The following is a 24,620-nucleotide window of genomic DNA, read 5'->3' as shown; positions in this document are numbered from 1 at the left end:
ATCAGGCTCCCTGCAGGGCGGTCGCAGCGTCCTTGATGGCCGCCTTGATCTGGTTGTAGGTGCCGCAGCGGCAGATGTTGCCGCTCATGGCCTCGTCGATGTCCTTGTCGCTGGGCCTGGGCTTGGCGGTCAGCAGCGCGGTGGCGCTCATGATCTGGCCGCTCTGGCAGTAGCCGCACTGCGGCACGTCGTGCTTGACCCAGGCGGCCTGCACGGCCTTGCCGGCCTTGCTGTTGCCAATGGCCTCGATGGTCACCACTTTCTTGCCGGTGGCGGCCGACAGCGGGGTGGAGCAGGAGCGCACCGGCTGACCGTCCAGGTGCACGGTGCAGGCGCCGCACAGCGCCATGCCGCAGCCGAACTTGGTCCCGGTGAGTTGCAGGTCTTCGCGCAGCGCCCAGAGCAGGGGCATGTCGGGTTCGGCGTCGAGCGACGCCGCTTTCCCGTTGACAGTGATGTTCAACATGGGGTGTGTCTCCTGTAGGGTTCGCCCGGCGATCAAGGCGCCAAGGTCGTTCTGCAATGTAACGAGCAGCCACCCGGCCCCGGACCGGGCCGACCCTTGTCCTACGGTGGCGTGGGGACAAGCTGTTCCGTTTCGGGCCACCCGGCGCGGTGGCAGAATGCCGCTCCCCTTGTTGGCCCTCTCCCATGCACCCAGACTCCCCCGGCACCCTCGGCATCGATTTCGGCACCTCCAACTCCGCCATGTCCTGGGCCGCCCCCGACGGCCTGTCGCGCCTGATCCCGCTCGAAGGCGACGCCGTCTCCATGCCCACCGCCGTGTTCTTCAACAGCGAAGACCACCGCACCCACTTCGGCCGCGACGCCGTGGCCCAGTACCTCGCCGGCACCGAAGGCCGGCTGATGCGCTCGCTCAAGAGCCTGCTGGGCAGCCCGCTGATCCACGAAAGCACCGAGGTCAACCACCGCCCGGTCAGCTTCCTGGAGATCGTGACCACCTTCCTGGCCGAGCTGCGCGAACGCGCCACCCGCTCGCTGGGCCACGCGCCTGAACGGGTCGTCATGGGCCGGCCGGTGCACTTCGTGGACGACGACCCTGCGCGCGACGCGGCGGCCCAGCAGTCGCTGCTGGAAGCCGCGCAGGCCGCGGGCTTCCGCGAGGTGAGCTTCCAGCTCGAACCCATCGCCGCCGCGCTGGACCACGAGCGCCGGCTGGCGCACGAATCCCTGGTGCTGATCGTCGACATCGGCGGCGGCACCTCCGACTTCACCGTGGTGCGCCTGGGCCCTGATCGCATCGCGCGACCCGACCGGGCGGACGACGTGCTGGCCACCACCGGCGTGCACATCGGCGGCACCGACTTCGACCACCGGCTCAGCCTGGAACAGGTGATGCCGCTGCTGGGTTACCGCCACCTCGGCCCACAAGGGCGCGAAGTGCCCAGCCGCACCTTCTTCGACCTCTCCACCTGGCACCTGATCCAGTGGCTCTACCTGCCCAAGGCGGTCAGCCAGGCGCAGGCGCTGCGCGTGAACTACAGCGATGTGCGGCTGCACGAGCGGCTGATGCGCGTGCTGCGCGAGCGCCACGGCCACCACATCGCCCACGAGGTCGAGCAGGCCAAGATCCGCTGCTCGATGGCCGACGCCGACACCACCGTGGACCTCTCCATCGTCGAAGCCGCCCTCACGGCCCCCCTGGGCAAGGCCGCGCTGCGCGAGCACCTGGGCACCCTGCTGGATCGCACCGTGGCCTGCGCGCGCGAATGCGTGCAACGCGCCGGCCTGCGAAACGACCAGCTCGACGCCGTCTACCTCACCGGCGGCTCGTCGGCCCTGCGCCCCTTCCAGCAGACGCTGCACGCGGCGTTCCCGGGCGTGCCGCTGATCGAGGGCGACCTGTTTGGCGGCGTGGCGTCGGGGCTGGCGTACGGCACCGGGCGTTCAGCGTAACGCCGCTTCAGCCCACCGACTTCAGCCGCATCTGGTTGGGCAGCGGCACCGAGCGGCGCAGCACGTCCTCGGCCAGCCATAGCGCGGCGCGCTTGCCGCGCTCGGCCACCATGGGCAGCGGCATCTGCTGGTAGTCGTCGTTGAATACCTCGAAGCTGTAGTCGCCCGCGTAGCCGAGCCTGTCCAGCCGCAGCACGAGGTCGACGATCTGCTCGCTGTGCACCCCTTCGCCGGGGAAGACGCGGAAGGTGCGCGCGGTCGCCATGCGCTCCTCGAAGGTCTTGGCCTCCTGCCACATGAAGTCGGAGAGCTGCACCAGGAAGATCTTGCTCGGGTCGAGGTAGTCGATCTCGTCCAGCGCCGTCTTGGCCGCGAAGATGTGGAACGAGTCCAGGCCAATGCCAAGGTTCGGGCAGTCGGCGCGGCAGACCACGTCCCAGGCGGCGGTGAACTCGTTGATGGTGCGGCCCCAGGACAGGCCTTCGTAGGCGATCCGGATGCCCAGCGGCAGCGCCAGCATGGCCAGCTTGCGCAGGTCGCGCGCGAGGTGGTCGAGGTCCTGCGTGGCGTGGGCCGAGGTCGACGAGCAGGCCAGCAGCACCTTGCAGTCCAGCGCGGCGCACATCTCAAGCATGGCCTTGGCGATGTCGATCTTGTAGTGGTGCAGGTGGCCCGAGAGGCCCTCGAAATCGCGCAGCACCTGGAAGCCGGTGCCGCGCAGACCGCTGGCCTTGACGGCCGCGACGGCGGCCTCGATGCCGCCCGGATGGCCGTTGATGTCGTTGGCCTTGAGCATGACCTGCGAGAAGCCCGCGGCCTTCATGGCCGCGAGCTTGGCCTCCAGCGGGCCGGCGAGCGTGATGGTGTCCATGCCGAAACCGGAGATGGCCTCGGCAATGGCGGCTTGGGAGGGTTTCATCGCTCAGCCTCCGGCGCGCTCGCTGTGCACCAGCTCGAACACCACCGACCCCAGGTAGGTCTTGGTGATGGCGCCGCGCTGCTCGGTGTGCGCCGCTTCGGTCTCGACGAACTCGACGCCCAGCGCGCGCAGCGCCTTCACCGCCGCCAGCACGTCGGGCACGCCCAGGCCGATGCGCTGCAGCTTCTCGTCGGCGTCGTACACGTTCACCGGCGGCTCCACGAGCTGCAGCATGAAGCGCTGCGAGGGGTCCAGCGCCGGCGTGCGCAGCAGCGTGCCCTTGGGCATGATGCCGAAGCGCTGGTCGTCGGGGATCACCTCGGTGCCGAACAGCTCGTCGTAGAAGGCGATCCAGTCGTTGCTGCGCTCGGGGCCGATGTACTGCACGATGCCGAAGAAGTGGATACCGGCGGTGGCCGGCGGCTTCTGGTCCACCGTGGGGATGGGCACGAAGTCCACGTCGTAGATCGAGAACTCCTTGTAGCGGTCCACGAAATAGATGCGGCTGCCGCCCGCGCCGTGGATGGCCGGGATGTTCAGCTCCATCACCTCGGCGTGCGTCGGCACCGACCAGGCGCCGCGCTCCAGCACATAGTGGTAGGCGGCACGCGCATCGCGCACGCGCAGCGCCATCGCGGAAATCGAGGGCACGTCGCTGCCGTGGCTGGCGCCCTGGGCGTCGCTGGGATGGGCGTTGACGACGATGTTCAGCCCACCCTGGCGGTAGAGCAGGATCTCGCGCGAGCGGTGGCGCGCCACCGGGCGGAAACCCATCATCTCCAGCACCTGGCCCAGGGCCTGGGGTTTGGTGGTGGCGTATTCGATGAACTCGATGCCGTCCAGGCCCAGGGGGTTGGCGGCGTCGCTGAACGAAGCCTGAAGGGGCTCGCGGCCAGCGGCGGTGTTGAGCAGCAGATCACTCATGGCAGGTCTCCATGCAGGAAAGGGAATATCAGGCTCGACCGCGCAGCCGCTTCCACCAGGTCGACTGGCTGGCGATGGTCAGTGTCAGCGCGATCAGGATCACGAGCGACAGCGGCGATGTGAAGAACTCGCCCGCGAACTGCACCGGGTTGCCCTCGGCCGAGATCATGGCCTGTCGGTAGCTCTTGTCCATCAGCGGACCCAGGATCATGCCCAGGATCACCGGCCCCACCTGGAAGCCGTACATCTTCAGGAAGTAGCCGAGCACGCCGAAACCGAGCATCCAGTACACATCCACCGGGTTGTTGTTGATCGCGTACGCACCCACGGCCGACAGCACCAGGATCACCGGCAACAGGATGGGTTTGGGCGTTTCGACGATCTTGGCGAACAGCCGGATGCCGGTGAGACCGAACACCAGCAGGAAGATGTTGGCCAGTGTGAGACTGCCCACGATGAACCAGAACAGGTGCGGCGTTTCCACCATCAGCATCGGGCCGGGCTTGAGACCGTGGATGTACATGGCACCGATGATCACGGCGGTGACGGCGTCGCCCGGAATGCCCAGCGTGAGCATCGGGATGTAGGCGCCGCCCACGGCCGCATTGTTGGCCGACTCCGGCGCCACCAGCCCTTCGTAGGCACCCTCGCCGAACGGCCGCGACGGGTCTTTGACCGTGCGCTTGGCGTGGTCGTAGGCCATCAGCGCGGCAATGTCGCCACCGGCGCCGGGCAGCGCGCCCACCACCACGCCGATGGTGGAGGTGCGCGCGGTCAGCGGCAGGTATTTGCGCAGCAGGCTCCAGGACGGCAGGATTTTCGAGACGTCCTGCTTGATCGCCTGGAGCTTGAGTTCGTGCAGCTGGCACAGCACCTCGGCCACGCCGAAGAAGCCGATCATTGCGGCCACATAGGAGATGCCCGCGGTCAACTGCAGGCTGCCAAAGGTGAAGCGCGACTCGGCGGTCATCGGGTCGAGCCCGACCGAGCCGATCAGCACGCCCAGGGCCCCGGCAAAGATGCCCTTGGCCAGCGAGCCACCCGAGAGACTGCCCACCAGCAGGATGCCCCAGATGGCCAGCATCAGGTAGTCGCGCGGCGCGAACTGGAGCGCCAGATCCGCCACCGCCGGCGCGGCCACGGCCAGCGCCAGGATGCCGATGAAACCACCCACCACAGAGACCACCGTGGTCAGCCCGATGGCGGTGCCGGCCTCGCCCCGCTTGGCCAGCGGGTAGCCGTCCAGCCCGGTGGCAATGGCCGAGGGCGCGCCGGGAATGTTCAGCAGGATGGCGCTGCGCGAGCCGCCATAGACGCCGCCCAGGTAAATGCCCGAGATCAGCGCCAGCGCCGAGTTGACCTCCCATTTGAAGGTGAACGAGATCAGGATGGACACCGCCATCGTCACCGACAGGCCGGGAATGGCGCCGATGTAGATGCCGGCGAAGGTGCCGGCCGCGGTCAGCAGCAGCAACCGGACGTCGACCCAGCTGATGAAGAAATAGTTGAGCGCTTCGATCACGCGGCGGCTCCGTTGAACAGGCCCTGCAGCAGGGTGCCGCTGGGCAGCACCACCGAGAACACGGTCTGGAAGATCCCGTAGATCGCGGCCAGTGCCAGCGCCGACACCAGCAGGTTCAGGCCCCAGCGGCGGCTGCCCAGCAGCGCCATCGACACCACCAGGAACAGGTAGGACGCCAGCAGAAAGCCCAGTGGTTGCAGCAGCACCATGTACAGCGCGATGGCGACCGTGAAGCCCACCACCACTGGCGGCGTGAGGCGCCGCACGAATTGCGCCGCCAGCGACTCACCGGCCCGAGTCTCGGTCGGTGCCGAGCGCGCCGCATCCCGCAGGATCAACACGGCGCAGACCACCATGATCGCTGCAGCGAACATCGGGAACGCGCCCGCAGACGTGAGCGACTCGAACTTCGAGATGCCGTACGCCGTCCACAGAAGAAAGAGGCTGGCCAGCAGCAGCACGGCCAGAAAGCTCAGCTCGCCAGGGAGCCGTTGTCGGGTGGGTTGCATGGTGGGTTACGCAAGGGTTCAGGCACAAACGCGCAGCCGTCCGGCCGGGACCGGACAGGCTGCGGACATGCGGACGCTCAGGGCTTGGCGATGCCCAGCTCGGCCGGGTTCTTCTTGGCGACGCCCACTTCCTGGTAGGTCCAGGAAGTGACCGACTGCCACTTCTTGAGGAAAGCATCGGCTTCGGCGCCCGAGATGTTCATCATCACGTTGCCACGGCTGGCCATCAGTTCGCGGAACTTCGGATCGTCGCCGGCCTTCTTGAACGCCGCCGTCAGCCTGGCCTTGACCGCATCCGGCACATCGCGCTTGACGAACACGCCGTAGAACGGCCCCCAGGGCAGGTACTTCTCCAGCGTCGGCAGGTCCTGTGTGATCGGCGGCACATCGCCGAACGGCTTCTCATCCACCACCGCCAGCGCCTTCAGGCGGCCGGCCTTGATGTGCTCGGCGGCCGCACCCGCACCCACGAACATGAAGTCCACATGGCCGCCCAGCAGCGCCGTCAGACCCGGGCCGTCGCCATCGAACGGCACCGAGGTGACCGGAAATTTGGTGGCTGTCGACACCATGGCCCCCACGGTGAAGGGCAGGCCGCCGGCGCCGGTGGACCCCTGCTTCACCTTGCCAGGATTGGCCTGGATCTCGGCCAGCATGTCCTTGAAGCCCTTCCAGGGCTTGGCGGCGTTGGTCACCAGCAGCACATTGCCGCGGGCGGCGATGGTGACCGGGTAGAACTTGCTGTAGTCCAGCTCGCTGATGGCCAACACCGGGTGCAGCTGCGGGTTTTCGGCACCGAACAGCAGCGTGTAGCCGTCGCTGGGCTGCTGGTACACGAAGTTCGTGGCGATGGCGCCGACGCCGCCCGGCTTGTTCTGCAGCACGATCTTCTTGCCCAGCGCCTCCTCGGCCACCGGCGCCAGCGCGCGGCTGACCACGTCGCTGGCGCCGCCGGCGCCCCACTGGATCACCCCGCTCAGTTCACGGTCAGGAAAGCCCTGTGCGGCACCGATCGTGGAAAAGGCGGCCAGCGCGACCGTGGCCAGGAATTGACGGCGAAGGTTCATGGTGATGTCTCCAAGGTTGGGTGGAAAAACGGAAATAGCCGGGAACACCCGAGCACTCTATGAAAGGAACGGCCAACTTCCTACTTCTGGGCCGCCCAATTGATCGATAATCGATCGACATCGATCAATCATCGATCATTTCTGGTACTTCCCCCAATGCCTCCCCCATGAACTCCCGGACCACCATCGACAGTGCGCGCGCGGCAACGGCGGCTGCGTCTGCGCCCGGGCGGGGGCATCCCGCGCTTGAACGCCGCGACTGGATCGCCGGTCTTGAAAAAGGGCTGGCCATCATCGAAGCCTTCGACGACCAGCACCCGCGCCTGACCGCCAGCCAGGCCGGCGCGCGCTGCAGCCTGACCCGCACCGCTGCGCGGCGTTACCTGCTGACCTTGGCGCACCTGGGCTATGTGGGCACCGACGGCAAGCTGTTCTGGCTGATGCCGCGCATCATGCGGCTGGGGCATGCGTATCTGGAGTCGGCGCGCCTGCCAAGACAGGTGCAACCCTTTCTCCAGCGGATCGTGGGCGGCACCCAGGAGATCGCGTATCTCGCGGTGCTGGACGGCGAGGACGCCGTCTACATCGCCCGCGGTGGGTCGCCAAGGCACATGTTCGAAGGCTACATGCTGGGCACGCGCGTGCCCGCCCAGGTCACCGCTGCCGGCCTGGCCATTCTGTCGATGCTCAGCGAGCCCAGCCTGAACGAGTGGCTGCTGGCGCATCCATTGCGCGCCTTCACCTCATTCACCGTCTCCAGCAAGGACCAGCTGCGCGCAGAACTCAAACGCTGCCGGCGCCAGGGCTGGGTGTTGTCGGAACAGCAGCTGGAACTGAACCACCGCGGTATCGCCGTGCCTCTGCTGGACCGCAACAACGATGTGCACGGCGCGATCAGCGTCACCATGCCGATCAACCAGGAAAGCAGCGAGGATGCGGTCAAGCGCGTGCTGCCGGTGCTGCAGGAAGCGGCGCGCGGGCTGCGCAACCTGATCTAGGCGCGGTGCTCCAGCCGGCGCAGGCGCCAGGCGCACAGCGTCGCCACCCCCGCCAGCGCGCCCGCCAGCCAGAACACGCTGGCCAGGCCCAGCGCCGACGACAGCACGCCGCCGCCCAGCCCGCCGAGCGTGCCCGGCAGGCCGTAGCCGATCACGGTGTACAGCGCCTGGCCGCGCCCGCGCAGCCGGCCGGGAAAGTGGTGCGAGATCAGTGCGATGCAGACCGTGTGGTGCGCCGCGAAGGTGATGGCGTGCAGCGCCTGCGCGGCCAGCAGCAGCGGCCAGACCTGCGGCAGGCCGGCGGTCAGGCCCATGCGCAGCACCATCAGTGCCGAGGCCAGCACCAGCCAGCCGGTCAGGCTGAGCCGGGGCAGCCAGCGCCCCTGGGTGAAGAACCAGCCGATCTCGATCAACACCGACACCGCCCACAAGAGTCCGATCACCGTCTTGCTGTAGCCCAGGCTGTCCAGGTAGAGCGAGAAGAAGACGTAGATGGCGATGTGCGCGAGGATGTGGAAGAACACCGACGCGAAGAACCAGCGCACCGCGGACTGCCTGAGCAGCGGCCAGATGGCGGGGTGGTCGTCGTCGTGGTGCGCCGCCTCCTTGTGGTCGGGCAGCCACCAGACGCTGGCCACCACCGCCACCAGGGTCAACAGCGTCCATGCCGGGAAATGACCGAGCCCGAAGTGTTCGAACCACCAGCCGGCCACCATCACCGTGAGCAGGAAGCCCAGCGAGCCCCAGAGCCGCACGCGGCCATAGCGTTTTGCGTCGAACGCCCCGCCCTGGCTGACCAGGTGCGCCAACGCGGCCTCGCTCATCGGCATCATGGCGCTGGTATGGGTGAACATCAGCAGCAGCACGGCAAACAGCGCAACCGGGCCCAGCGGAAACCACAGCGCCAGCGAGAAGACCAGCGCCGCCGTGGCCCCATAGCGCAGCAGCTTGACGCGCTCGCCCGTGCGGTCGGAGAGCGTGCCCCAGGCGTAGGGCGCGAACAGGCGCGTCGCCGACTGCACCGAGGTCAGCACGCTGATGGCGAACAGCCCGAACCCCAGGTCTTTCAGCCAGAGCGGCAGGTAGGGGTTGAAGAAGCCGATGTGCGCGAAGTAACTCGCGGACAGGGCCGCGAAGGGCAGGAGTTGCTTGCGCTGTTCAGGCACGCGACGCGGCAGCGATATCCGGTGTCTCGACCGTCACATCGCCGCACTGCGCACGGTGGCGCAGCGCGTGGTCCATCACCACCAGGGCCAGCAGGGCTTCCATGATGGGCGCGGCGCGGATGCCGACGCAGGGGTCGTGGCGGCCCTTGGTGATGACCTCGGTCGGCTGGCCTGCCACGTCGATGGAGTCGCGCGGGACCAGGATGGAACTGGTGGGCTTGATCGCGACCGACACGTCCAGGTCCTGCCCGGTGCTGATGCCGCCGAGCACGCCGCCCGCCTTGTTGCCGACGAAGCCGTTCGGGGTGAGCGAGTCGCCGTGGGTGCTGCCCTTGTCGGCCACCGACGCAAAACCGGCGCCGATCTCAACACCCTTGACGGCGTTCAGGCCCATCATGGCGTAGGCGATGTCGGCGTCCAGCTTGTCGTACAGCGGCTGGCCCAGGCCCACCGGCATGTTCTTCGCGACCACGCGCAGGCGCGCGCCACACGAATCGCCGCTCTTGCGCAGTTCGTTCATGTAGGCCTCCAGCGCCGACACATCGGCCACCGGGGCGAAGAACGGGTTGTTGGGCACATGCTCCCAGCTCTCGAAACCGATCGGTACCTCGCCGATCTGCGTCATGCAGGCGTGGAAGGTGGTGCCGAACTTCTCCTTGAGCCACTTCCTGGCGACGGCGCCGGCCGCCACCGTGGGCGCCGTGAGGCGGGCCGAGCTGCGGCCACCACCGCGCGGGTCGCGGATGCCGTACTTCTGCCAGTAGGCGTAGTCGGCGTGGCCGGGGCGGAAGGTCTGCAGGATGTTGCCGTAGTCCTTGCTGCGCTGGTCGGTGTTGCGGATCAGCAGGGCAATCGGCGTGCCGGTGGTCCGGCCCTCGTACACGCCACTGAGAATCTCGACGGCGTCGGGCTCGTTGCGCTGGGTGACGAACTTGCTGGTGCCGGGGCGGCGGCGGTCCAGGTCGTGCTGGATGTCGGCTTCGGTCAGCGACATGCCGGGCGGGCAGCCGTCGATCACGCAGCCGATGGCCGGGCCGTGGGATTCACCGAAGTTGGTGACGCAAAACAGGGTGCCGAAGGTGTTGCCGCTCATGGGCTCCGATTATCGCCAAGCAAAACGCCCCGCGAGCGGGGCGTTTTGCTTCGGGTCACGGACAGACCCATCAGGGGAAGTTCGGCTCGTTCTTGCCTTCGGACTCTTCCTCCGGCCAGTCGCGGATGTAGGCCTTGAGCATCTTGTTCTCGAAGTTCTGCGCGTCCACCACGGCCTTGGCCACGTCGTAGAAGCTGATCACGCCCATCAGCATGCGGTTCTCGATCACGGGCATGTAGCGGGCATGGCGGTCGAGCATCATGCGGCGGACCTCGTCCATCTCGGTGGCCATGGTGCAGGTCAGCGGGCCTGGGTCCATGGCGCGGTAGACGGTGGTGGTGCCCAGCTGGCCGCCGTTCTTGACCAGCGTCTTGATGACCTCGCGGAAGGTGAGCATCCCGACCACCAGACCGTTGGACATCACGACCAGCGAGCCGATGTCCTTCTCGTCCATGAGCTTGACGGCGTCGGCCAGGGAGTCCTCGGGGGTGACGGTGTAGAGGGCGTTGCCCTTGACGCGCAGGATGTCGCTGACCTTCATGGCACTTCTCCTTGGGATGGATGCTGTCGCCAGCTGAGCAGGCGTGGAGATGAATATAGCCCACAATCGGCGCGAACAACACACCGGGACTGCCCGGACGTTACCTTCGGAGACACACGCATGCCCGGCCATTCAGACCCCGGCTTCGACACCCTGGCGCTGCACGCCGGTGCGGCCCCAGACCCCTCCACCGGCGCCCGCGCCGTGCCCATCCACCTGACGACCTCGTTCGTCTTCGAATCCAGCGACCACGCCGCCGCCCTGTTCAACCTCGAACGCGCCGGCCACGTCTACAGCCGCATCAGCAACCCCACCAACGCGGTGTTCGAGCAGCGCATGGCCGCGCTCGAAGGCGGCATCGGCGCCATCTCGGTGGCCAGCGGCCAGGCCGCGCTGCACCTGTCCATCGCCACCCTCATGGGCGCCGGTTCGCACATCGTCGCCAGCACCGCGCTGTACGGCGGCAGCCAGAACCTGCTGCACTACACGCTGCGCCGCTTCGGCATCGAGACCACCTTCGTCAAGCCCGGCGACATCGACGGCTGGAAGGCCGCGGTGCGCCCAAACACGAAACTGTTCTTCGGCGAGACCGTGGGCAACCCGGGCCTGGACGTGCTGGACATCCCGACGGTGGCGCAGATCGCGCACGAGGCGAAGGTGCCGCTGCTGGTGGACAGCACGCTGACCACGCCCTACCTCATCAAGCCCTTCGAGCACGGTGCCGACCTGGTCTACCACTCGGCCACCAAGTTCCTCTCCGGCCACGGCACCGTCATCGGCGGTGTGGTGGTGGACGCCGGCAGCTTCGACTGGGACGCCTCGGGCCAATTCCCCGAGTTGACCGAGCCCTACGACGGCTTCCATGGCATGACCTTCAGCGAGGAAAGCACCGTGGGTGCCTTCCTGCTGCGCGCCCGCCGCGAGGGCCTGCGCGACTTCGGCGCCTGCCTGAGTCCGCACAGCGCCTGGCTGATCCTGCAGGGTCTGGAAACCCTGCCGCTGCGCATGGAACGCCACATCAGCAACACCGAAAAGGTGGTTGCTTTCCTGGCCAGCCATCCGCTCGTGGGCAGCGTCGGTCACCCGCTGCTCGAGTCGCACCCCAGCCATGCGCTGGCCAACCGCCTGCTCAGGCACGGCGCCAAGGGCGCGGGCTCGGTGTTCAGCTTCGACATCAAGGGCTCTCGTGAACAGGGCAAGGCCTTCATCGAAGCCCTCAAGCTCTTCAGCCACCTGGCCAACGTGGGCGACTGCCGCTCGCTGGTGATCCACCCGGCCAGCACCACGCACTTCCGCATGAGCGACGAGGCGCTGGCGGGCGCCGGCATTGGCCCGGGCACCATCCGCCTGTCCATCGGGCTGGAGGATGCGGACGACCTGATCGACGACCTCAAGCGTGCCCTCAAAGCCGCAGAAAAGGCAGGTGCGTGATGGAACTCACCGTCAACGGCGCCACCACCTACTGCTACACCGGCGGCAAGGCCTTCGACCCCGCCAAGCCCACCGTGGTGTTCATCCACGGCGTGCTCAACGACCACAGCGTCTGGATCCTGCAGAGCCGCTACCTCGCCAACCACGGTTTCAACGTGCTGGCTGTCGATCTGCCCGGCCACTGCCGCAGCGCCGGCGAAGCCCCCTCCACGGTCGAGGAAGCGGCCGACTTCATCGGCGCCCTGCTCGACGCCGCCGGCGTGCAGAAGGCCGCGCTGGTCGGCCACAGCTGGGGCTCGCTGATCGCCATGGAAGCGGCGGCTCGGCTCAAGGAGCGCGTCACGCACACGGTGCTGGTCGGCACCGCCTTCCCGATGAAGGTGTCGCCCGCGCTGATCGAGGCCTCGCTGAACGAACCCGAGAAGGCGCTGACCATGGTCAACGTGTTCTCGCGCTCCACCCTGGCCGCGCCGCCCTCGGCTCTGGGCCCGGGCACCTGGGTCTACGGCGCCGGCATGGCGCTGGGCCGGCGCGTGTTGCGCAGCAATCCCAAGGTGAATGTGTTCCACCGCGGCTTCGTGGCCTGCGACCGCTACGCGGGCGGCGAGGCCGCCATGGCGGCCCTCACCTGCCCGGTGCTGTTCCTGCTGGGTGGCGTGGACCAGATGACCCAGCCCAAGGCTGCACAAGGGTTGATCAAGACCTCCCAGGCGGCGGGCAAAACCGTGCAGGTGGTGACCCTGCCGGTCGGCCATCACCAGATGACGGAGACCCCGGACCTCACCCTGTTCGCGATCCGCGACTTCCTCAAGCGCTGAAACCAGGACGGTGCGGGCGCCACCAGCGGCATGAGCAGGTACTCGCTGTAGTGCTCCTGCGGCGTGTGCGAGGGTTCGGCGTCGGCACCGATCACCACCCAGTCCTGCTGCAGATCAATCACCGAGCCCGGGCCGAGGAACAGGTCCTGCGCCATGTTCGGCTGCGTCAGCCAGAGCCGGCCGCTGACCACGCGCAGCCGCAGGCCGGCGCTGGCGTGGATCACGCGGGTCTGCAGCGGGAACAGGCGGGTGGTGGGGGGCTGGCTGGTGGACATGTCGGACCTTTCGTGAATGAGGCCCCACTGTCCGGCGTTCCGCCCCACCGCAACAGACACAGCGGGCCGGCAGCATGCCCGCTCAGCGCCGCACAGATCCGCATCTGTGTGGTCGGCTTGCCGGCCAACTGTGCTGGTCGGCGGCAGACCACCGGCGGCGCCGGCTGGCCGGCGCTCGGTTAGCATGGACCGTCCATGCCCGAGCCCTCCCAGCCCCCCGCGCTGCGCCCGGTTCCACCGGTGTCGCCCCCCGACACGCCGCTGTACCAGCAGATCGCGCAGGCCCTGGCACAACTGATTCATGGCGGCACCCTCAAGGCCGGCCAGCGCCTGCCCTCGGTGCGCGAAACCTCGGTGGCGCACGGCGTGTCGATCTCCACCGCGCTGCAGGCCTACCGCCAGCTGGAGGAGCAAGGCCTGGCGCATGCGCGCCCCAAGGCCGGCTACTTCGTGCGGCGACCGCAGCGCATCGCCCAGCCCGGCCTGAGCGCGCCGCCGCAGCGCAGCTTTCTGGTGGAGCGGCAGACGCGCTCCGAAGGCTTTGCCATGCTGCACCAGCCGGGCGACCGCGCCAGCTTCGGCGGCTTCGCGCCCGAACAGAGCACGCTGTTCGACGAGGAGCGCCTGCGCGTCGCCATCGGCCGCGCCTCGCGCGTGCACCGCCACAGCCTGACCGAATATAACAAGGCCGACGCCGGCCGCCCGGCCCTGCGCCAGGCCGTGGCCCGGCGCGCGCTGCACCTGGGCTGCGCGCTGGACGCGGCGCACATCGTCATCACCGCCAGCTGCACCCAGGCCGTCAGCCTGTGCCTGCGCGCCGTGACCCAGCCGGGCGACGTGGTCGCGCTGGAGTCGCCCACCTTCTTCGGCTACCTCGACCTGATCGAGTCGCTGGGCCTGCGCGTGCTGGAGATCCCCACGCACCCCGCCACCGGCCTGTCCCTGCCCGCGCTCGAGCTCGCGCTGGACACGCAGCCGGTCAAGGCGGTGCTGGCCGCGCCCACGCTGTCCAACCCGCTGGGTTCGGTGATGCCGATGGGCGCCAAGCAGAAGCTGGTGAAACTGCTGGCGCAGCGGCGGGTGCCGCTGATCGAGGACGTGGTGTTCAACGACCTGCTGGCCGGCGACGAGCGCCGCAAGGCCGCCAAGTCCTTCGACACCGACGGCAACGTGATGGTCTGCGGTTCGTTCGCCAAGACGCTCACGCCCGGCATCCGCCTGGGCTGGGTCGAGGCCGGCCGCTGGCGCGACAGCGTGGCCTCGCACAAGCGGCTGCAGGGCGCGGCCACGCCGGTGGTGCTGGAGGAAGCCCTGGCCGACCTGCTGAACCAGGGCAGCTACGAGGCCCACCTGCGGCGCCTGACCACCTACATGAACCAGCGCCGCAACGAGGCGCGCCGCCTGATCGCGCACCACTTCCCGCCGGGCACCAAGGTGAGCAACCCGCCCTCGGGCGACACGCTGTGGCTGGAGCTGGCACCGGACCTTTCGGCCATGGAACTGTTCCGTCGCTGCGCCACCGAAGGCATCACCTTCGGCCCCGGTGAATTCTTCACCGCCACCGACCGCTACCGGCACTGCCTGCGCCTGAACTTCTCCGGGCCCTGGACCACGCTGGAGATGCAGGCACTGGCGCGCATCGGCGAGATCGCGCGGCAGATGCTGCAGGAAAACCCCGAGAAGAAGCGCGCCTGAGCGCCGCGCGGCGGCGCCAGAATGGCCGCACCATGATCCAGCCGCAACAGATCACCCCGCCCATGAGCGCCGAGCGCGCGCGCGAGATCGCCGCAACGTTCGACCTGCGCGCCCTGCCCGCCGATTTCCTGGCCAACCCATTCCCGGTCTACGCCCTGCTGCGCGAACACGAGCCGGTGCGGCGCATGCCCGATGGTTCGCTCTTCCTCACGCGCCACGCCGACCTGATGGCGGTGTACCGCGACGCCGCCGTGTTCAGCTCCGACAAACACGTCGAGTTCGCACCCAAGTACGGCGTGGGCTCGCCGCTGTACGAGCACCACACCACCAGCCTGGTGTTCAACGACCCGCCGCTGCACACGCGGGTGCGCAAGCTCATCATGGGCGCCCTCACCCGCCGCGCGATCGCCGACATGGAGCCGGGCCTGGTGACCCTGGTCGACCAGCTGCTCGACCGCATCGAGGCGCAAGGCGGCGGTGATCTGGTCGAGGACTTCGCCTCCGCGATCCCGGTCGAGATCATCGGCAACCTGCTGGGGGTGCCGCACGCCGACCGTGGCCCGCTGCGCGACTGGTCGCTGGCCATCCTCGGCGCGCTTGAACCCGTGCCCACGCCCGAGCAGCACGCCGCCGGCAACCGCAGCGTGACCGAGATGCTGGCCTACCTGCGCACGCTGGTTGCCGCACGGCGCCAGGCCCCGGGCGACCCCGAGCGCGACGTGCTCACGCGCCTGATCCAGGGCGAAGCCAGCGGCGAGAAGCTCAGCGAGGTCGAACTGCTGCAGAACTGCATCTTCCTGCTCAACGCCGGCCACGAAACCACCACCAACCTGATCGGCAACGGCCTGATCCTGATGCAGGAGTTCCCGGTCCAGCGCGAACAGCTGCTGGCCGACCTGCGCACCGCCGGCACCGACGAGGCGGCCCGCGAGCAGGTGCTGACGCTGGCGGTGGACGAATGCCTGCGCTTCGAGTCGTCCAACCAGCTGGGCAACCGGCGCGCGCTGTCGTCGGCCACGGTGGGCGGCATGGCGCTGGACGCGGGTGCGCTGGTCACGCTCTGCATCGGCGCCGCCAACCGCGACCCCGCGGTGTACGACCAGCCCGAGACCCTGAACCTGCGCCGCGAGGGCAACAAACACCTGGCGTTCGGCTTCGGCATCCACCAGTGCGCGGGCCTGAGCCTGGCGCGGCTCGAAGGCCGCATCGCCATCGGGCGCTTCCTGGCCCGCTTTCCGCGCTTCGAGCTCAGCGCACCGCCGGTGCGAGGCGGGCGGGCGCGGTTCCGGGGCTTTCTCTCGGCGCCGTTCAGGACCGCCTGATCAGGGCACCGACGGCGCCGCCAGCGCCTGCGCCACCGTCATGCTCCGCAGCCCGCTGACCGCCCAGAAGGCCTCGGTGCTTGGCGAATCGGGCAGCAGCAGGCGCTGCGCCAGCGGCGCCACCGGCAGGTTCGCCGGGTCCTGCAGCAGCACGTAGCGCTCGTCCTCTTCGTCCAGCCGGCCCAGCCAGTCGAGCGCCACCAGCGCGCCGATCGGCTCCTCCAGGTGCAGCGGGTCGACCTGCAGCGCCTGCGCCAGCGCGTCGAGGCTCAGGCCGCGCGCCGGTGCCTCGCGCACCAGCTGCAGCTGCACCAGCGTCTCCAGCGCGAGCTGGAAGCGCCAGCCCGGGTAGTTGCCGCGGCGTGCGATGCCCGAGAGCAGGCTGGGCAGGTAGGCCGCGACCACCGCGCCCAGCAGCACGATCACCCAGGCCACGTAGAACCAGACCAGCAGGATGGGCACGGTGGCGAAGGTGCCGTAGACCACCGAGTAGGTCGGCACCTGGCCCAGGTACCAGGCCAGCACGCCCTTGGCGAGCTCCAGCGCACCCGCGGTGAACAGGCCCCCCACCAGCGCGTGCGACCAGCGCACCTTGGTGTTGGGCACGAAGCGGTAGAGCGCGGCCATGCCGCCGGTCATCAGCACAAACTGCAGCGAGTCGAGCAGCACCCGCACGCTGCCCGATCGCGTCACGCCCGTCGTGGTGACGGCGTAGGAGGTGGCGGTCAGGCTGGCGGCCAGCAGCAGCGGCCCCAGGGTGAGCACCGCCCAGTACACCAGCACACGCTGTGTCAGCGGCCTTGAGGTGCGCACACGCCAGATGTCGTTGAGCTTGCGGTCGATGGTGAGGATCAGCGCCAGCGCGGTGCCCAGCAGGATCAGCGCGCCCACCCAGCCGATCTGCCCGGCCTTGGCCGCGAACTGGTTGAGGTAGCTCAGCACCTGCTTGGCGATGTTGTCGGGCACCAGGCTCTCCACCAGCCAGCGCTGCAGCGTCACCTGCAGGCGGCCGAACATGGGGAAGGCGCTGAACACCGCCAGCGCCACGGTGAACAGCGGCACCAGCGAGATGGTGGTGGTGAAGGTGAGGCTGGACGCGGTCACGCCCAGCCGGTCTTCGCGGAAGCGCTCGCGCAGGGTCAGCGCGGTGGTGCGCCAGGGGAAACGCAGCAGGTTCTGCCACAGCTCGGCCAGCAGGGTCTGGGCGTCGGCAAGGCGCTCGGAAACAGTCATCCCGGTATCATGCCACCCGCCATGTCAGACCCGCTCACCCCCTCTTCCCCCGCGGCCGCCATGGCCCCGGCTCCCGCGGGCGTGGCCCGCTCCCGCCAGCTCGCAGTGGCCAGCCTGGTGGCGCTGATCGCGCTGTGCCTGGCCTGGGAACTCTGGCTGGCGCCGCTGCGGCCCGGTGGTTCCTGGCTGGTGCTCAAGGTGCTGCCGCTGACCATCCCGCTCGCGGGCCTGCTCAAGAACCGCATGTACACCTACCGCTGGCTCAGCCTGCTGGTCTGGCTGTATGCGGCCGAGGGCGCGGTGCGCATGACCAGCGACCCCAGCAGCCTCTCGGCCCTGCTCGCCGGCATCGAGCTGCTGCTGTGCGTGGTGCTCTTCGTGGCCTGCACCTGGCACATCCGCACCCGGCTGCGCGCCGCCGGCAAGGAGGCCATCGCGGCCGACGCTGCCCGCCGCGCCGCCGAGGCCGGCTATGCGGCCGACCCGGTTCCGCCATCGAGGAAGCCATGAACGAACTGATCACCACCCTGCGCAGCATCGTCGGCCACGCCCAGGTGCTGACGCACGACGACCCGGCCACCGACCTCTCGGCCTGGGAACAGGACTGGCGCAAGCGCCTGCGCGGCCGTGCCCTCGCCGTGGTGCGACCCGGCCATACGGCCGAGGTGGCGGCGGTGGTGAAAGCCTGCGCCGCCGCCGGCGTGAGCATCGTGCCCCAGGGCGGCAACACCGGTCTGGTGGTCGGCTCGGTGCCCGACGACAGCGGCACGCAGGTGGTGCTCAGCCTCACCCGCATGAACGCCGTGCGCACCATCGACGGCGACAACCTCACCATGACGGTCGAGGCTGGCTGCGTGCTGCAGGTGCTGCAGGAAACCGCCGAAAGAGCCGGCTTTCTGTTCCCGCTGTCGCTGGCGGCCGAAGGCAGCTGCACCATCGGCGGCAACCTCGCCACCAACGCGGGCGGCACCCAGGTGGTGCGCTACGGCAACGCGCGCGAGCTGTGCCTGGGGCTGGAGGTGGTGACGGCGCAGGGCGAGGTCTGGAACGGGCTTTCGGGCCTGCGCAAGGACAACACCGGCTACGACCTGCGCGACCTGTTCGTGGGCAGCGAAGGCACGCTGGGCGTGATCACCGCCGCGACGATGAAGCTCTACCCGCTGCCCGCCGCGCAACTCACCGCCTGGGCCGCCGTGCCCTCGCTGGAGGCGGCGGTGCAGCTGCTGGGCCTGGCGCACCGGCACCTGGGCGCGGGCCTGACCGGCTTCGAGGTCATGGGCCGGTTCGCCCTCTCGCTGGTGGCCAAACACTTTGCGCAGCAGCGCGTGCCGCTGTGGGCCGATCACCCCTACTGCGTGCTGCTGGAGAACAGCGACAGCGAGTCCGAGGACCACGCGCGCGGCCAGTTCGAGCGGCTGCTGGAGACCGCGTTTGAAAACGGCGTGGTCAGCGACGCGGTGGTGGCGGAAAACCTGTCGCAGGCCCATGCGCTGTGGCACATCCGTGAGAGCATCCCGCTGGCACAGGCCGAAGAGGGCCTGAACATCAAGCACGACATCAGCATCCCGGTCTCGAAGATCCCCGCCTTCTGCGCCGAGACCGACGCACTGCTGCAGCGCGAGATACCCGGCGTGCGCCTGGTGAATTTCGGCCACCTGGGCGACGGCAACCTGCACTACAACGTGCAGGCGCCCGAAGGCGGCGACCCCGCCACCTTCCTGCGCGAGCAGGAGGAACGGGTCAACCACCTGGTGTTCGACCAGGTCGCGCGCTTCGAGGGCTCGATCAGCGCCGAACACGGCGTCGGCAGCCTCAAGGTCGACAAGCTGCCGGACTACAAGGACCCGGTGGCGCTGGCGCTGATGCGCTCGATCAAGCAGGCGCTGGACCCGCAGAACATCCTCAACCCCGGCCGGGTGCTGCGCTGATCGGCCGGCAGCGGCCCGCCCTTCCAGGCGGAGTCAGCCTGCGGGCTGCTGCGCCTTGAGGCGTTCTTCGTTGAGGCGGTCGGCGCGCTGTGCGGCCGGGCGCCCGCCCAGCCGTTTCACATAGTCGGCGAACACGGGGCGCTTCTCTATGGTTCCGAACATCAGGCCCCAGGCCAGGCTCGACCCGATGTAGACATCCGCGGCGGAGAAGCGCTCACCGCAGATGAACGGCCCGGGTCGCAGGGCGATCTCCAGTGCGTTCAGGGTGTCGTCGTAGCTGCCAAAGCCTGCCATGCGCTCACGTCCCGGTGGCACCTGCCAGCCGAGGGCCCGGGCGGTCACGGCCTGCTCCAGCGGCCCGGCCCCGAAAAAGAGCCAGCGCAACCAGGTGCCGCGCAGCGGATCGCCCGGCGGGGGCGCCAGACCGGTCTCGGGAAAGGCATCGGCCAGGTAGGCGCAGATGGCGGCGGCCTCGGTCACTACCACGTCGCCGTGCCGCAGGGCGGGCACCTTGCCCATCGGGTTGACCGCGCGGTACTCGGCGGATTTCATCTCGGGCCCGAAGTTGAGCCAGACCGTGCGATAGGGCTGACCCACCTCTTCCATCATCCAGTGTGCGATGCGGCCTCGGGACTGGGGGTTGGTGTAGAAGACCAGCTCGCTCATGGCGTTCCTCCTGTGGTCGGTGGTGGCAAAGGGCGATCCTAGCCGCTGCCCCCGGGGGCCACAACCGTGCAGGCAAAATGGCGGGATGACTGCCCCGACCCACCGCCCCGTCCGCTCCCAGTACGAAGACTTTATGCGCCACGTCTATGAGCATGGCGTGCAGAAGGGCGACCGCACCGGCACCGGCACGCGCAGCGTGTTCGGCCACCAGATGCGCTTCGACCTCAACGAGGGCTTTCCGCTGGTGACGACCAAGAAGGTCTTCCTCAAGGCCATCATCGTCGAGCTGCTGTGGTTCCTGCGCGGCGATTCCAACGTGAAGTGGCTGCAGGAGCGGGGCTGCACCATCTGGGACGAATGGGCGCGCGAAGACGGCGAACTGGGCCCGGTCTACGGCGTGCAGTGGCGCAACTGGCCCAAGCCGGGCGGCGGGCACATCGACCAGATCAGCGAAGTCGTCAAACAGCTCAAGACCAACCCCGACAGCCGCCGCATCATCGTCAGCGCCTGGAACGTGGCCGACCTGGACCAGATGGCGCTCATGCCCTGCCACGCCTTCTTCCAGTTCTACGTGGCGCCCGCCACCGAGCCGGGCGGCCGCGGCAAGCTCAGCTGCCAGCTCTACCAGCGCAGCGCCGACATCTTCCTGGGCGTGCCCTTCAACATCGCGTCGTACGCCCTGCTGACCCACATGCTGGCGCAGCAGTGCGACCTGGACGTGGGCGACTTCATCTGGACCGGCGGCGACTGCCACATCTACAGCAATCACCACGAACAGGTGGAACTGCAGCTGAGCCGCCAGCCTTTTGCCTACCCGACGCTCAACATCAAGCGCAAGCCGGCCTCGATCTTCGATTACGAGTACGAGGATTTCGAAGTGGTCGGCTACGAGTGCCACCCCGCCATCAAGGCGCCCGTCGCCGTCTGACGATCTTTCCGTGATTTCGCGCCGCCAGCTCTGGGCGCTGCTGGCCCTCACGATCATGTGGGGGGTCAACTGGCCCATGATGAAGCTCTCGCTGCAGCAGCTCTCGCCGCTGTACTTCCGTGCCAGCACCATGCTGCTGGGCGCGGCCTGGCTGTTCGCCTACGTGGCATCCAAAGGCGAACGCATGCGGCCCTCCGGCAAGGAATGGCTGACCATCGCCTGGCTGGGGCTGCCCAACGTGCTGGGCTGGCACACGCTGTCCATCTTCGGCGTGCAGGAACTGGCCTCGGGGCGTGCCGCCATCCTGGGCTTCACCATGCCCATCTTCACCGTGCTGATCGGCGCCGCCTTCTTCGGCGAGCGCATCACGCCGCGCGTGCGGCTGGCGGTGGTGTGTGTGAGCCTGGCCATCGGCCTGCTGCTGTGGCACGAGCTGCAGCGGCTCAGTGGCCGCCCCGCCGGTGTGGCCTGGATGCTGGGCGCCGCGGCCTCGTGGGCGCTGGGCACGCTGATGTTCCGCCGCGCCCACCTCACGCTCTCGCCGCTGGTGGTCACGGTCTGGATGCTGCTGCTGGGCAGCGCCGTGGTCTGGGCACTCGCGCTGTCGCTGGAACCGCTGCCGCAGCCTGCCAGCTTCACGCCCATGATGTGGATCAGCCTGGCCTACGGCGTGCTCATCAACTACGGCTTTGCGCAGCTGATCTGGTTCGGCATGGCGCGCGACCTGCCGCCGGCCACCAGCGCCATGAGCGTGATGGCGATCCCGCTGGTGGGCACGCTCAGCGCCACCTTCATCACCGGCGAGGTGCCGCACTGGCAGGACTGGCTGGCCATGGTGTTCGTGATGGTGGCGATCGCCAGCGTGCTGCTGCCCTCGGGCTTTCTGCGCAGAAATCCCGGCGCGGCACAATCGCCGGATGCCTGAGACCACCGCCCCCGCTTCGCTCCACCTGATCTACGCCCGCGCCGCCAATGGCGTGATCGGCAAGGACAACCGGCTGCCCTGGCACCTGCCAGAAGACATGGCGCACTTCAAGCGCAGCACCCTGGGCTGCCCGGTCATCATGGGCCGCAAGACCTGGGACTCGCTGCCGCCGAAGTTTCGTCCACTGCCCGGGCGGTTGAACATCGTGGTGACGCGGGACACGGGTTTCGTCGCCGAGGGCGCGAGCGTGGCGCATTCGCTCGAAACCGCGCGCGGGCTCTGCCCCGCCGGCAGCACCGCTTGGGTGATCGGCGGTGCGCAGATCTATGCGCAGGCGCTGCCGCTGGCCAACGAGGTGGTGGTGACGGAGATCGCGCAGGACTTCGAGGGTGATGCCTTCGCGCCCGTGCTGGGCGGCGAATGGCGCGAGGTGGCTCGCGAAGAGCAGGTCAGCGCCAGCGGCCTGCCCTTCGCCTTCGTCACCTACCGGCGCGCGGACGCCTGAACGTCCACCACCCGCCGGCCGTCACTTCGACCGGATCTTTTCCATCAGTTCGCGGGCTTCGGCGCGGCGACCTTCGTCGGCGATCTGGCGGCCGGCGCGGGGCGCGGCCTGCATCACCTTCTCCAGGTGCGCCACCGCCTTCTGCGGCTCGCCGGTCTCGACCAGGTAGTCGGCAAAGAAGTAGTTGGCGTCGATGCCCTTGGGATTGATCGCCAGCGCCTTCTGCAGCAGCTCGCGTGCCTTGTCCTTGTCGCCGAAGGCGATGGGCCAGCCGGGCACCTTGTAGTACAGCACGCCCAGGCTGTTGTAGGCCGAACCATCGAGCGTGTTGCCGTCGATCTGGATCGCCTGCTCGTACAGCACCTTGGCCTGCTTGACCAGGCCGAGCGCGCCCAGGCCGCCCTTGGCGCCGCCCCAGGAGCTGAGGATGATGCCTTCCCAGACCAGGGGCTCAGGGCGGCCGGCGAAGCTCTCGCTGACCTTGTGGGCGCGGGCGGCCAGGGCCTCGAACTTCTTCTCCTTCTCGGCCGCGGGCGTCTTGTAGTTGATGAGCTCCCAGGCCTGCTGCAGCTCGGTCACGGATTCTTCGACCGTGGCGGCCTGGACCGCCGGCAACAGGGACAGGCCGGCGAGCGCCAGCAGGACAGAGGTCAGACGGCGGCGCGACGCGCCGGTGGTGGAGAGCGGAAACGGAACAGACATGGAAGGACCTCCGGGAATGTGATTCAGGAACTCAGGACCGGCCGGACATGACCGGTGGCCTGCAGGTGTCGGCTGTGGCGCTTGAAGCTGCCATCCAGCAGCGCAGGCGCCAGGCCGTTGAGGCGGGCAGCGAACTTCTCGGGAAAGCCGACAAAGCGTTCCCCGTCCCCGCTCTCCAGCAGGGCCACCAGCTCGGCGGCCACCTGTTCGGGGCGGTCGCTGGCGGTGCCGGTGGCGCGGTTGTAGGCCTCCACAGCTTCGCTGTTGAAGGCGGTTTTCGTGGTGCGCGGGCCGAGGTACTGCACCGCCACCGGCGTCTCGGCCAGCTCGCGGCGCAGCGCCTGCGCAAAACCGCGCAGCCCGAACTTGCCCGCGCTGTAGACGCTGAAGCCCGGCAGGCCAATGGCCCCCAGGGCCGAGCCGACGCAGACCACCTGCGCGGCCTGCTGAGCCAGCAGGTGCGGCAGCAGGCAGCGCGTGAGCAGCATGGGCGCCAGCAGATTGATCTGCAGCGCCGCCGTCATCTGTTCGGGTGTCTGGTCCTGCAGCCGTCCGAACGAGGGCAGGCCGGCGTTGTGCACCAGCACGTTGCAGCCCCAGACCGCCGCCTGCGCGGACAGGCTGTCCAGATCCTTCGGCTGCGTCAGGTCCGCCACCCGGCAGGCCACCCGCGCGGGATGGGCACCGGTGCTGCGTCCGAGCTGGCTCGCCAGCTCTTCCAGGCGGGACGCCGAGCGCCCCACCAGCATCACCGCCGCGCCGGCCTTGAGCAGCGCCTCGGCGCTGGCGGCACCGATGCCACCAGCCGCGCCAGTGATCACCACACGCGCGTTCGCGGCCTTCATGCGGCCACCGCCTCGCGCGCGGGCTGTGCCGCCATTTGCGGCAGCGGCAGGCCGCGGAACACGTCGCCATACAGACGGAAGAACGCCTTCGCGCTGTGCACGATGTCGGCCTGGTCCTGCGGGTCGCTGATCTGGTCCATCAGCAGCTGGAAGTGGGCCGTGTGCTCCTGGTCCAGCGTGCCGTGCGAGCGCAGGTAGCTGAAGGCCGAGTCCGGCAGGTTCAGCGGCTTCTGGATGCTGTCGGCCGCCAGCAGGGCCAGCGAGACGCTGGTGCCTTCGAGCACGTGCACCATGCCGAAGAAACCCAGCGGGTTGCCACGCTGGATGGTGTCGTAGGCGTAGGCGACCATGACCTCGGCCGCATGGCCGGGCCGGCCGTGGCGCACCGCTTCGGCGTCACCACCGCAGGCGCGGATGTCGTCCAGGATCCACTCCTCGTGGCCCTTCTCTTCTTCGACGTATTCGTCCAGTGCAGGTTTCAGCCAAGCGTGGTGCGCCGGCAGCGCGGCCTGGCAGGCCTGCAGCAGCGGCACGGTGTGCTTGACGTGGTGGTAAGCCTCGGTGAGGAAGGCGATGTAGCTGGGCAGCGAGACTTCGCCGCGCAGGCAGCCCTGGATGATGGGCGCGGAGAGCAGGCCCATGCGGGCCTGTACGGTCTGTTGCAGCAGTTGGGCGTGAAAGGACATGAGGA

26 protein-coding genes are annotated in these 24,620 nt (G+C 68.7%); 11 read left to right on the top strand and 15 right to left on the bottom strand.

Annotated elements, in window-relative coordinates; all coding sequences use genetic code 11:
* Window position 1: 1 nt before the first annotated feature.
* Window positions 2-466, bottom strand: a complete 465-nt coding sequence (locus HPS01S_RS11910; RefSeq protein ID WP_066155958.1) for a (2Fe-2S)-binding protein — start codon at window positions 464-466, stop codon at window positions 2-4.
* Window positions 467-651: 185 nt separating this feature from the next.
* Between HPS01S_RS11910 and HPS01S_RS11905 the strand changes: the two genes are divergently transcribed.
* Window positions 652-1,917 carry an Hsp70 family protein gene (locus HPS01S_RS11905; protein ID WP_066155955.1) on the top strand — a complete coding sequence of 422 codons (1,266 nt, stop codon included), beginning with the start codon at window positions 652-654 and terminating at the stop codon, window positions 1,915-1,917.
* A 7-nt stretch (window positions 1,918-1,924) separates the two neighbouring features.
* Here the strand turns inward: HPS01S_RS11905 and HPS01S_RS11900 are convergent, their stop codons facing one another.
* The 5 genes from HPS01S_RS11900 to HPS01S_RS11880 all read right to left on the bottom strand — a co-directional run bounded on the left by HPS01S_RS11900 (window position 1,925) and on the right by HPS01S_RS11880 (window position 6,858).
* Window positions 1,925-2,836 (bottom strand): sugar phosphate isomerase/epimerase family protein, encoded by a 912-nt coding sequence (locus HPS01S_RS11900; protein ID WP_066155952.1) that lies wholly within the window; start codon window positions 2,834-2,836, stop codon window positions 1,925-1,927.
* A 3-nt stretch (window positions 2,837-2,839) separates the two neighbouring features.
* Window positions 2,840-3,760 (bottom strand): 4-hydroxyphenylpyruvate dioxygenase, encoded by a 921-nt coding sequence (locus HPS01S_RS11895; protein WP_066155949.1) that lies wholly within the window; start codon window positions 3,758-3,760, stop codon window positions 2,840-2,842.
* Between the two features lie 28 nt (window positions 3,761-3,788).
* A complete protein-coding gene (locus tag HPS01S_RS11890) occupies window positions 3,789-5,282 on the bottom strand; it encodes a tripartite tricarboxylate transporter permease (protein WP_066155946.1) in 1,494 nt (497 codons plus the stop codon).
* Window positions 5,279-5,791 (bottom strand): tripartite tricarboxylate transporter TctB family protein, encoded by a 513-nt coding sequence (locus tag HPS01S_RS11885; protein WP_066155943.1) that lies wholly within the window; start codon window positions 5,789-5,791, stop codon window positions 5,279-5,281. The genes HPS01S_RS11890 and HPS01S_RS11885 overlap by 4 nt, the downstream gene beginning before the upstream one ends.
* A gap of 77 nt (window positions 5,792-5,868) precedes the next feature.
* Window positions 5,869-6,858, bottom strand: a complete 990-nt coding sequence (locus HPS01S_RS11880) for a Bug family tripartite tricarboxylate transporter substrate binding protein (RefSeq protein WP_066155940.1) — start codon at window positions 6,856-6,858, stop codon at window positions 5,869-5,871.
* Between the two features lie 167 nt (window positions 6,859-7,025).
* On the opposite strand from HPS01S_RS11880, the gene HPS01S_RS11875 reads away from it, so the two are divergent.
* Window positions 7,026-7,856 carry an IclR family transcriptional regulator domain-containing protein gene (locus HPS01S_RS11875; protein WP_084397326.1) on the top strand — a complete coding sequence of 277 codons (831 nt, stop codon included), beginning with the start codon at window positions 7,026-7,028 and terminating at the stop codon, window positions 7,854-7,856.
* Here HPS01S_RS11875 and HPS01S_RS11870 read toward each other — a convergent pair.
* The 3 genes from HPS01S_RS11870 to HPS01S_RS11860 form a co-directional block, all read right to left on the bottom strand.
* Window positions 7,853-9,022 (bottom strand): MFS transporter, encoded by a 1,170-nt coding sequence (locus HPS01S_RS11870; protein ID WP_066155937.1) that lies wholly within the window; start codon window positions 9,020-9,022, stop codon window positions 7,853-7,855. The two genes, HPS01S_RS11875 and HPS01S_RS11870, sit on opposite strands and share 4 nt — an antisense overlap.
* Window positions 9,015-10,115: a chorismate synthase gene (gene aroC / locus HPS01S_RS11865; protein ID WP_066155935.1), complete on the bottom strand. Its 1,101-nt coding sequence runs from the start codon at window positions 10,113-10,115 to the stop codon at window positions 9,015-9,017. The genes HPS01S_RS11870 and aroC overlap by 8 nt, the downstream gene beginning before the upstream one ends.
* 70 nt (window positions 10,116-10,185) lie before the next feature.
* Complete coding sequence (locus HPS01S_RS11860) at window positions 10,186-10,656, bottom strand: CBS domain-containing protein (protein ID WP_066155932.1); 471 nt, start codon at window positions 10,654-10,656, stop codon at window positions 10,186-10,188.
* 120 nt (window positions 10,657-10,776) lie between these two features.
* On the opposite strand from HPS01S_RS11860, the gene HPS01S_RS11855 reads away from it, so the two are divergent.
* Together HPS01S_RS11855 and HPS01S_RS11850 are read left to right on the top strand one after the other, a co-directional pair.
* The gene (locus tag HPS01S_RS11855; RefSeq protein ID WP_066155928.1) at window positions 10,777-12,087 is read left to right on the top strand and encodes an O-acetylhomoserine aminocarboxypropyltransferase; all 1,311 of its coding nucleotides are present in this window, start codon (window positions 10,777-10,779) and stop codon (window positions 12,085-12,087) included.
* The gene (locus tag HPS01S_RS11850; RefSeq protein ID WP_066155925.1) at window positions 12,087-12,905 is read left to right on the top strand and encodes an alpha/beta fold hydrolase; all 819 of its coding nucleotides are present in this window, start codon (window positions 12,087-12,089) and stop codon (window positions 12,903-12,905) included. Before HPS01S_RS11855 ends, HPS01S_RS11850 begins: the two co-directional genes overlap by 1 nt.
* Here the strand turns inward: HPS01S_RS11850 and HPS01S_RS21970 are convergent.
* Complete coding sequence (locus tag HPS01S_RS21970) at window positions 12,842-13,180, bottom strand: DUF2917 domain-containing protein (protein WP_066155922.1); 339 nt, start codon at window positions 13,178-13,180, stop codon at window positions 12,842-12,844. The genes HPS01S_RS11850 and HPS01S_RS21970 overlap by 64 nt on opposite strands.
* 195 nt (window positions 13,181-13,375) lie before the next feature.
* Here HPS01S_RS21970 and HPS01S_RS11840 point away from each other — a divergent pair, with 195 nt between their 5' ends.
* Together HPS01S_RS11840 and HPS01S_RS11835 are read left to right on the top strand one after the other, a co-directional pair.
* The gene (locus HPS01S_RS11840; protein ID WP_084397323.1) at window positions 13,376-14,875 is read left to right on the top strand and encodes an aminotransferase-like domain-containing protein; all 1,500 of its coding nucleotides are present in this window, start codon (window positions 13,376-13,378) and stop codon (window positions 14,873-14,875) included.
* 32 nt (window positions 14,876-14,907) lie between these two features.
* Window positions 14,908-16,197 carry a cytochrome P450 gene (locus tag HPS01S_RS11835; protein ID WP_255284205.1) on the top strand — a complete coding sequence of 430 codons (1,290 nt, stop codon included), beginning with the start codon at window positions 14,908-14,910 and terminating at the stop codon, window positions 16,195-16,197.
* Here the strand turns inward: HPS01S_RS11835 and HPS01S_RS11830 are convergent, their stop codons facing one another.
* The gene (locus HPS01S_RS11830; protein ID WP_066155920.1) at window positions 16,198-17,430 is read right to left on the bottom strand and encodes a YihY family inner membrane protein; all 1,233 of its coding nucleotides are present in this window, start codon (window positions 17,428-17,430) and stop codon (window positions 16,198-16,200) included.
* Between the two features lie 21 nt (window positions 17,431-17,451).
* On the opposite strand from HPS01S_RS11830, the gene HPS01S_RS11825 reads away from it, so the two are divergent.
* On the top strand, window positions 17,452-17,940 hold the full coding sequence (locus HPS01S_RS11825; RefSeq protein ID WP_066155917.1) for a DUF2069 domain-containing protein: 489 nt from the start codon (window positions 17,452-17,454) through the stop codon (window positions 17,938-17,940).
* The gene (locus HPS01S_RS11820) at window positions 17,937-19,358 is read left to right on the top strand and encodes an FAD-binding oxidoreductase (RefSeq protein WP_066155914.1); all 1,422 of its coding nucleotides are present in this window, start codon (window positions 17,937-17,939) and stop codon (window positions 19,356-19,358) included. The genes HPS01S_RS11825 and HPS01S_RS11820 overlap by 4 nt, the downstream gene beginning before the upstream one ends.
* 33 nt (window positions 19,359-19,391) lie before the next feature.
* On the opposite strand, the gene HPS01S_RS11815 is transcribed toward HPS01S_RS11820, so the two are convergent.
* Window positions 19,392-20,024 carry a glutathione S-transferase family protein gene (locus tag HPS01S_RS11815; protein WP_066155908.1) on the bottom strand — a complete coding sequence of 211 codons (633 nt, stop codon included), beginning with the start codon at window positions 20,022-20,024 and terminating at the stop codon, window positions 19,392-19,394.
* An 85-nt stretch (window positions 20,025-20,109) separates the two neighbouring features.
* Here HPS01S_RS11815 and HPS01S_RS11810 point away from each other — a divergent pair, with 85 nt between their 5' ends.
* The 3 genes from HPS01S_RS11810 to HPS01S_RS11800 are packed head-to-tail and all read left to right on the top strand — an operon-like array spanning window position 20,110 to window position 22,382.
* Complete coding sequence (locus HPS01S_RS11810; protein ID WP_066155903.1) at window positions 20,110-20,952, top strand: thymidylate synthase; 843 nt, start codon at window positions 20,110-20,112, stop codon at window positions 20,950-20,952.
* A gap of 10 nt (window positions 20,953-20,962) precedes the next feature.
* Window positions 20,963-21,877: a DMT family transporter gene (locus HPS01S_RS11805; protein WP_084397321.1), complete on the top strand. Its 915-nt coding sequence runs from the start codon at window positions 20,963-20,965 to the stop codon at window positions 21,875-21,877.
* Window positions 21,870-22,382: a dihydrofolate reductase gene (locus HPS01S_RS11800; RefSeq protein WP_066155900.1), complete on the top strand. Its 513-nt coding sequence runs from the start codon at window positions 21,870-21,872 to the stop codon at window positions 22,380-22,382. Before HPS01S_RS11805 ends, HPS01S_RS11800 begins: the two co-directional genes overlap by 8 nt.
* Before the next feature lie 21 nt (window positions 22,383-22,403).
* On the opposite strand, the gene HPS01S_RS11795 is transcribed toward HPS01S_RS11800, so the two are convergent.
* Genes HPS01S_RS11795 through HPS01S_RS11785 form a run of 3 tightly spaced genes read right to left on the bottom strand, consistent with a single transcriptional unit; the run spans window position 22,404 to window position 24,615 of the window.
* Complete coding sequence (locus tag HPS01S_RS11795) at window positions 22,404-23,084, bottom strand: tetratricopeptide repeat protein (protein ID WP_066155897.1); 681 nt, start codon at window positions 23,082-23,084, stop codon at window positions 22,404-22,406.
* 23 nt (window positions 23,085-23,107) lie between these two features.
* A complete protein-coding gene (locus tag HPS01S_RS11790) occupies window positions 23,108-23,929 on the bottom strand; it encodes an SDR family oxidoreductase (RefSeq protein WP_066155895.1) in 822 nt (273 codons plus the stop codon).
* Window positions 23,926-24,615: an iron-containing redox enzyme family protein gene (locus HPS01S_RS11785; protein WP_066155892.1), complete on the bottom strand. Its 690-nt coding sequence runs from the start codon at window positions 24,613-24,615 to the stop codon at window positions 23,926-23,928. Before HPS01S_RS11785 ends, HPS01S_RS11790 begins: the two co-directional genes overlap by 4 nt.
* Between the last annotated feature and the right edge of the window lie 5 nt (window positions 24,616-24,620).

It is taken from the genome of Hydrogenophaga pseudoflava NBRC 102511 (assembly GCF_001592285.1).
Classification (GTDB): Bacteria; Pseudomonadota; Gammaproteobacteria; order Burkholderiales; family Burkholderiaceae_C; genus Hydrogenophaga; species Hydrogenophaga pseudoflava.
The sequence above is the reverse complement of the archived record's forward strand: the minus strand, read 5'-3'. Positions and strand labels throughout refer to the sequence as shown.

What these genes read in the sequence shown, in the direction of transcription:
- HPS01S_RS11910 (WP_066155958.1), bottom strand. Translation starts at nt 466, where the DNA reads ATGTTGAACATCACTGTCAACGGGAAAGCGGCGTCGCTCGACGCCGAA.
- HPS01S_RS11905 (WP_066155955.1), top strand. Translation starts at nt 652, where the DNA reads ATGCACCCAGACTCCCCCGGCACCCTCGGCATCGATTTCGGCACCTCC.
- HPS01S_RS11900 (WP_066155952.1), bottom strand. Translation starts at nt 2,836, where the DNA reads ATGAAACCCTCCCAAGCCGCCATTGCCGAGGCCATCTCCGGTTTCGGC.
- HPS01S_RS11895 (WP_066155949.1), bottom strand. Translation starts at nt 3,760, where the DNA reads ATGAGTGATCTGCTGCTCAACACCGCCGCTGGCCGCGAGCCCCTTCAG.
- HPS01S_RS11885 (WP_066155943.1), bottom strand. Translation starts at nt 5,791, where the DNA reads ATGCAACCCACCCGACAACGGCTCCCTGGCGAGCTGAGCTTTCTGGCC.
- HPS01S_RS11880 (WP_066155940.1), bottom strand. Translation starts at nt 6,858, where the DNA reads ATGAACCTTCGCCGTCAATTCCTGGCCACGGTCGCGCTGGCCGCCTTT.
- HPS01S_RS11875 (WP_084397326.1), top strand. Translation starts at nt 7,026, where the DNA reads ATGAACTCCCGGACCACCATCGACAGTGCGCGCGCGGCAACGGCGGCT.
- aroC (WP_066155935.1), bottom strand. Translation starts at nt 10,115, where the DNA reads ATGAGCGGCAACACCTTCGGCACCCTGTTTTGCGTCACCAACTTCGGT.
- HPS01S_RS11860 (WP_066155932.1), bottom strand. Translation starts at nt 10,656, where the DNA reads ATGAAGGTCAGCGACATCCTGCGCGTCAAGGGCAACGCCCTCTACACC.
- HPS01S_RS11855 (WP_066155928.1), top strand. Translation starts at nt 10,777, where the DNA reads ATGCCCGGCCATTCAGACCCCGGCTTCGACACCCTGGCGCTGCACGCC.
- HPS01S_RS11850 (WP_066155925.1), top strand. Translation starts at nt 12,087, where the DNA reads ATGGAACTCACCGTCAACGGCGCCACCACCTACTGCTACACCGGCGGC.
- HPS01S_RS21970 (WP_066155922.1), bottom strand. Translation starts at nt 13,180, where the DNA reads ATGTCCACCAGCCAGCCCCCCACCACCCGCCTGTTCCCGCTGCAGACC.
- HPS01S_RS11840 (WP_084397323.1), top strand. Translation starts at nt 13,376, where the DNA reads ATGCCCGAGCCCTCCCAGCCCCCCGCGCTGCGCCCGGTTCCACCGGTG.
- HPS01S_RS11835 (WP_255284205.1), top strand. Translation starts at nt 14,908, where the DNA reads ATGATCCAGCCGCAACAGATCACCCCGCCCATGAGCGCCGAGCGCGCG.
- HPS01S_RS11830 (WP_066155920.1), bottom strand. Translation starts at nt 17,430, where the DNA reads ATGACTGTTTCCGAGCGCCTTGCCGACGCCCAGACCCTGCTGGCCGAG.
- HPS01S_RS11825 (WP_066155917.1), top strand. Translation starts at nt 17,452, where the DNA reads ATGTCAGACCCGCTCACCCCCTCTTCCCCCGCGGCCGCCATGGCCCCG.
- HPS01S_RS11820 (WP_066155914.1), top strand. Translation starts at nt 17,937, where the DNA reads ATGAACGAACTGATCACCACCCTGCGCAGCATCGTCGGCCACGCCCAG.
- HPS01S_RS11815 (WP_066155908.1), bottom strand. Translation starts at nt 20,024, where the DNA reads ATGAGCGAGCTGGTCTTCTACACCAACCCCCAGTCCCGAGGCCGCATC.
- HPS01S_RS11810 (WP_066155903.1), top strand. Translation starts at nt 20,110, where the DNA reads ATGACTGCCCCGACCCACCGCCCCGTCCGCTCCCAGTACGAAGACTTT.
- HPS01S_RS11800 (WP_066155900.1), top strand. Translation starts at nt 21,870, where the DNA reads ATGCCTGAGACCACCGCCCCCGCTTCGCTCCACCTGATCTACGCCCGC.
- HPS01S_RS11795 (WP_066155897.1), bottom strand. Translation starts at nt 23,084, where the DNA reads ATGTCTGTTCCGTTTCCGCTCTCCACCACCGGCGCGTCGCGCCGCCGT.
- HPS01S_RS11790 (WP_066155895.1), bottom strand. Translation starts at nt 23,929, where the DNA reads ATGAAGGCCGCGAACGCGCGTGTGGTGATCACTGGCGCGGCTGGTGGC.
- HPS01S_RS11785 (WP_066155892.1), bottom strand. Translation starts at nt 24,615, where the DNA reads ATGTCCTTTCACGCCCAACTGCTGCAACAGACCGTACAGGCCCGCATG.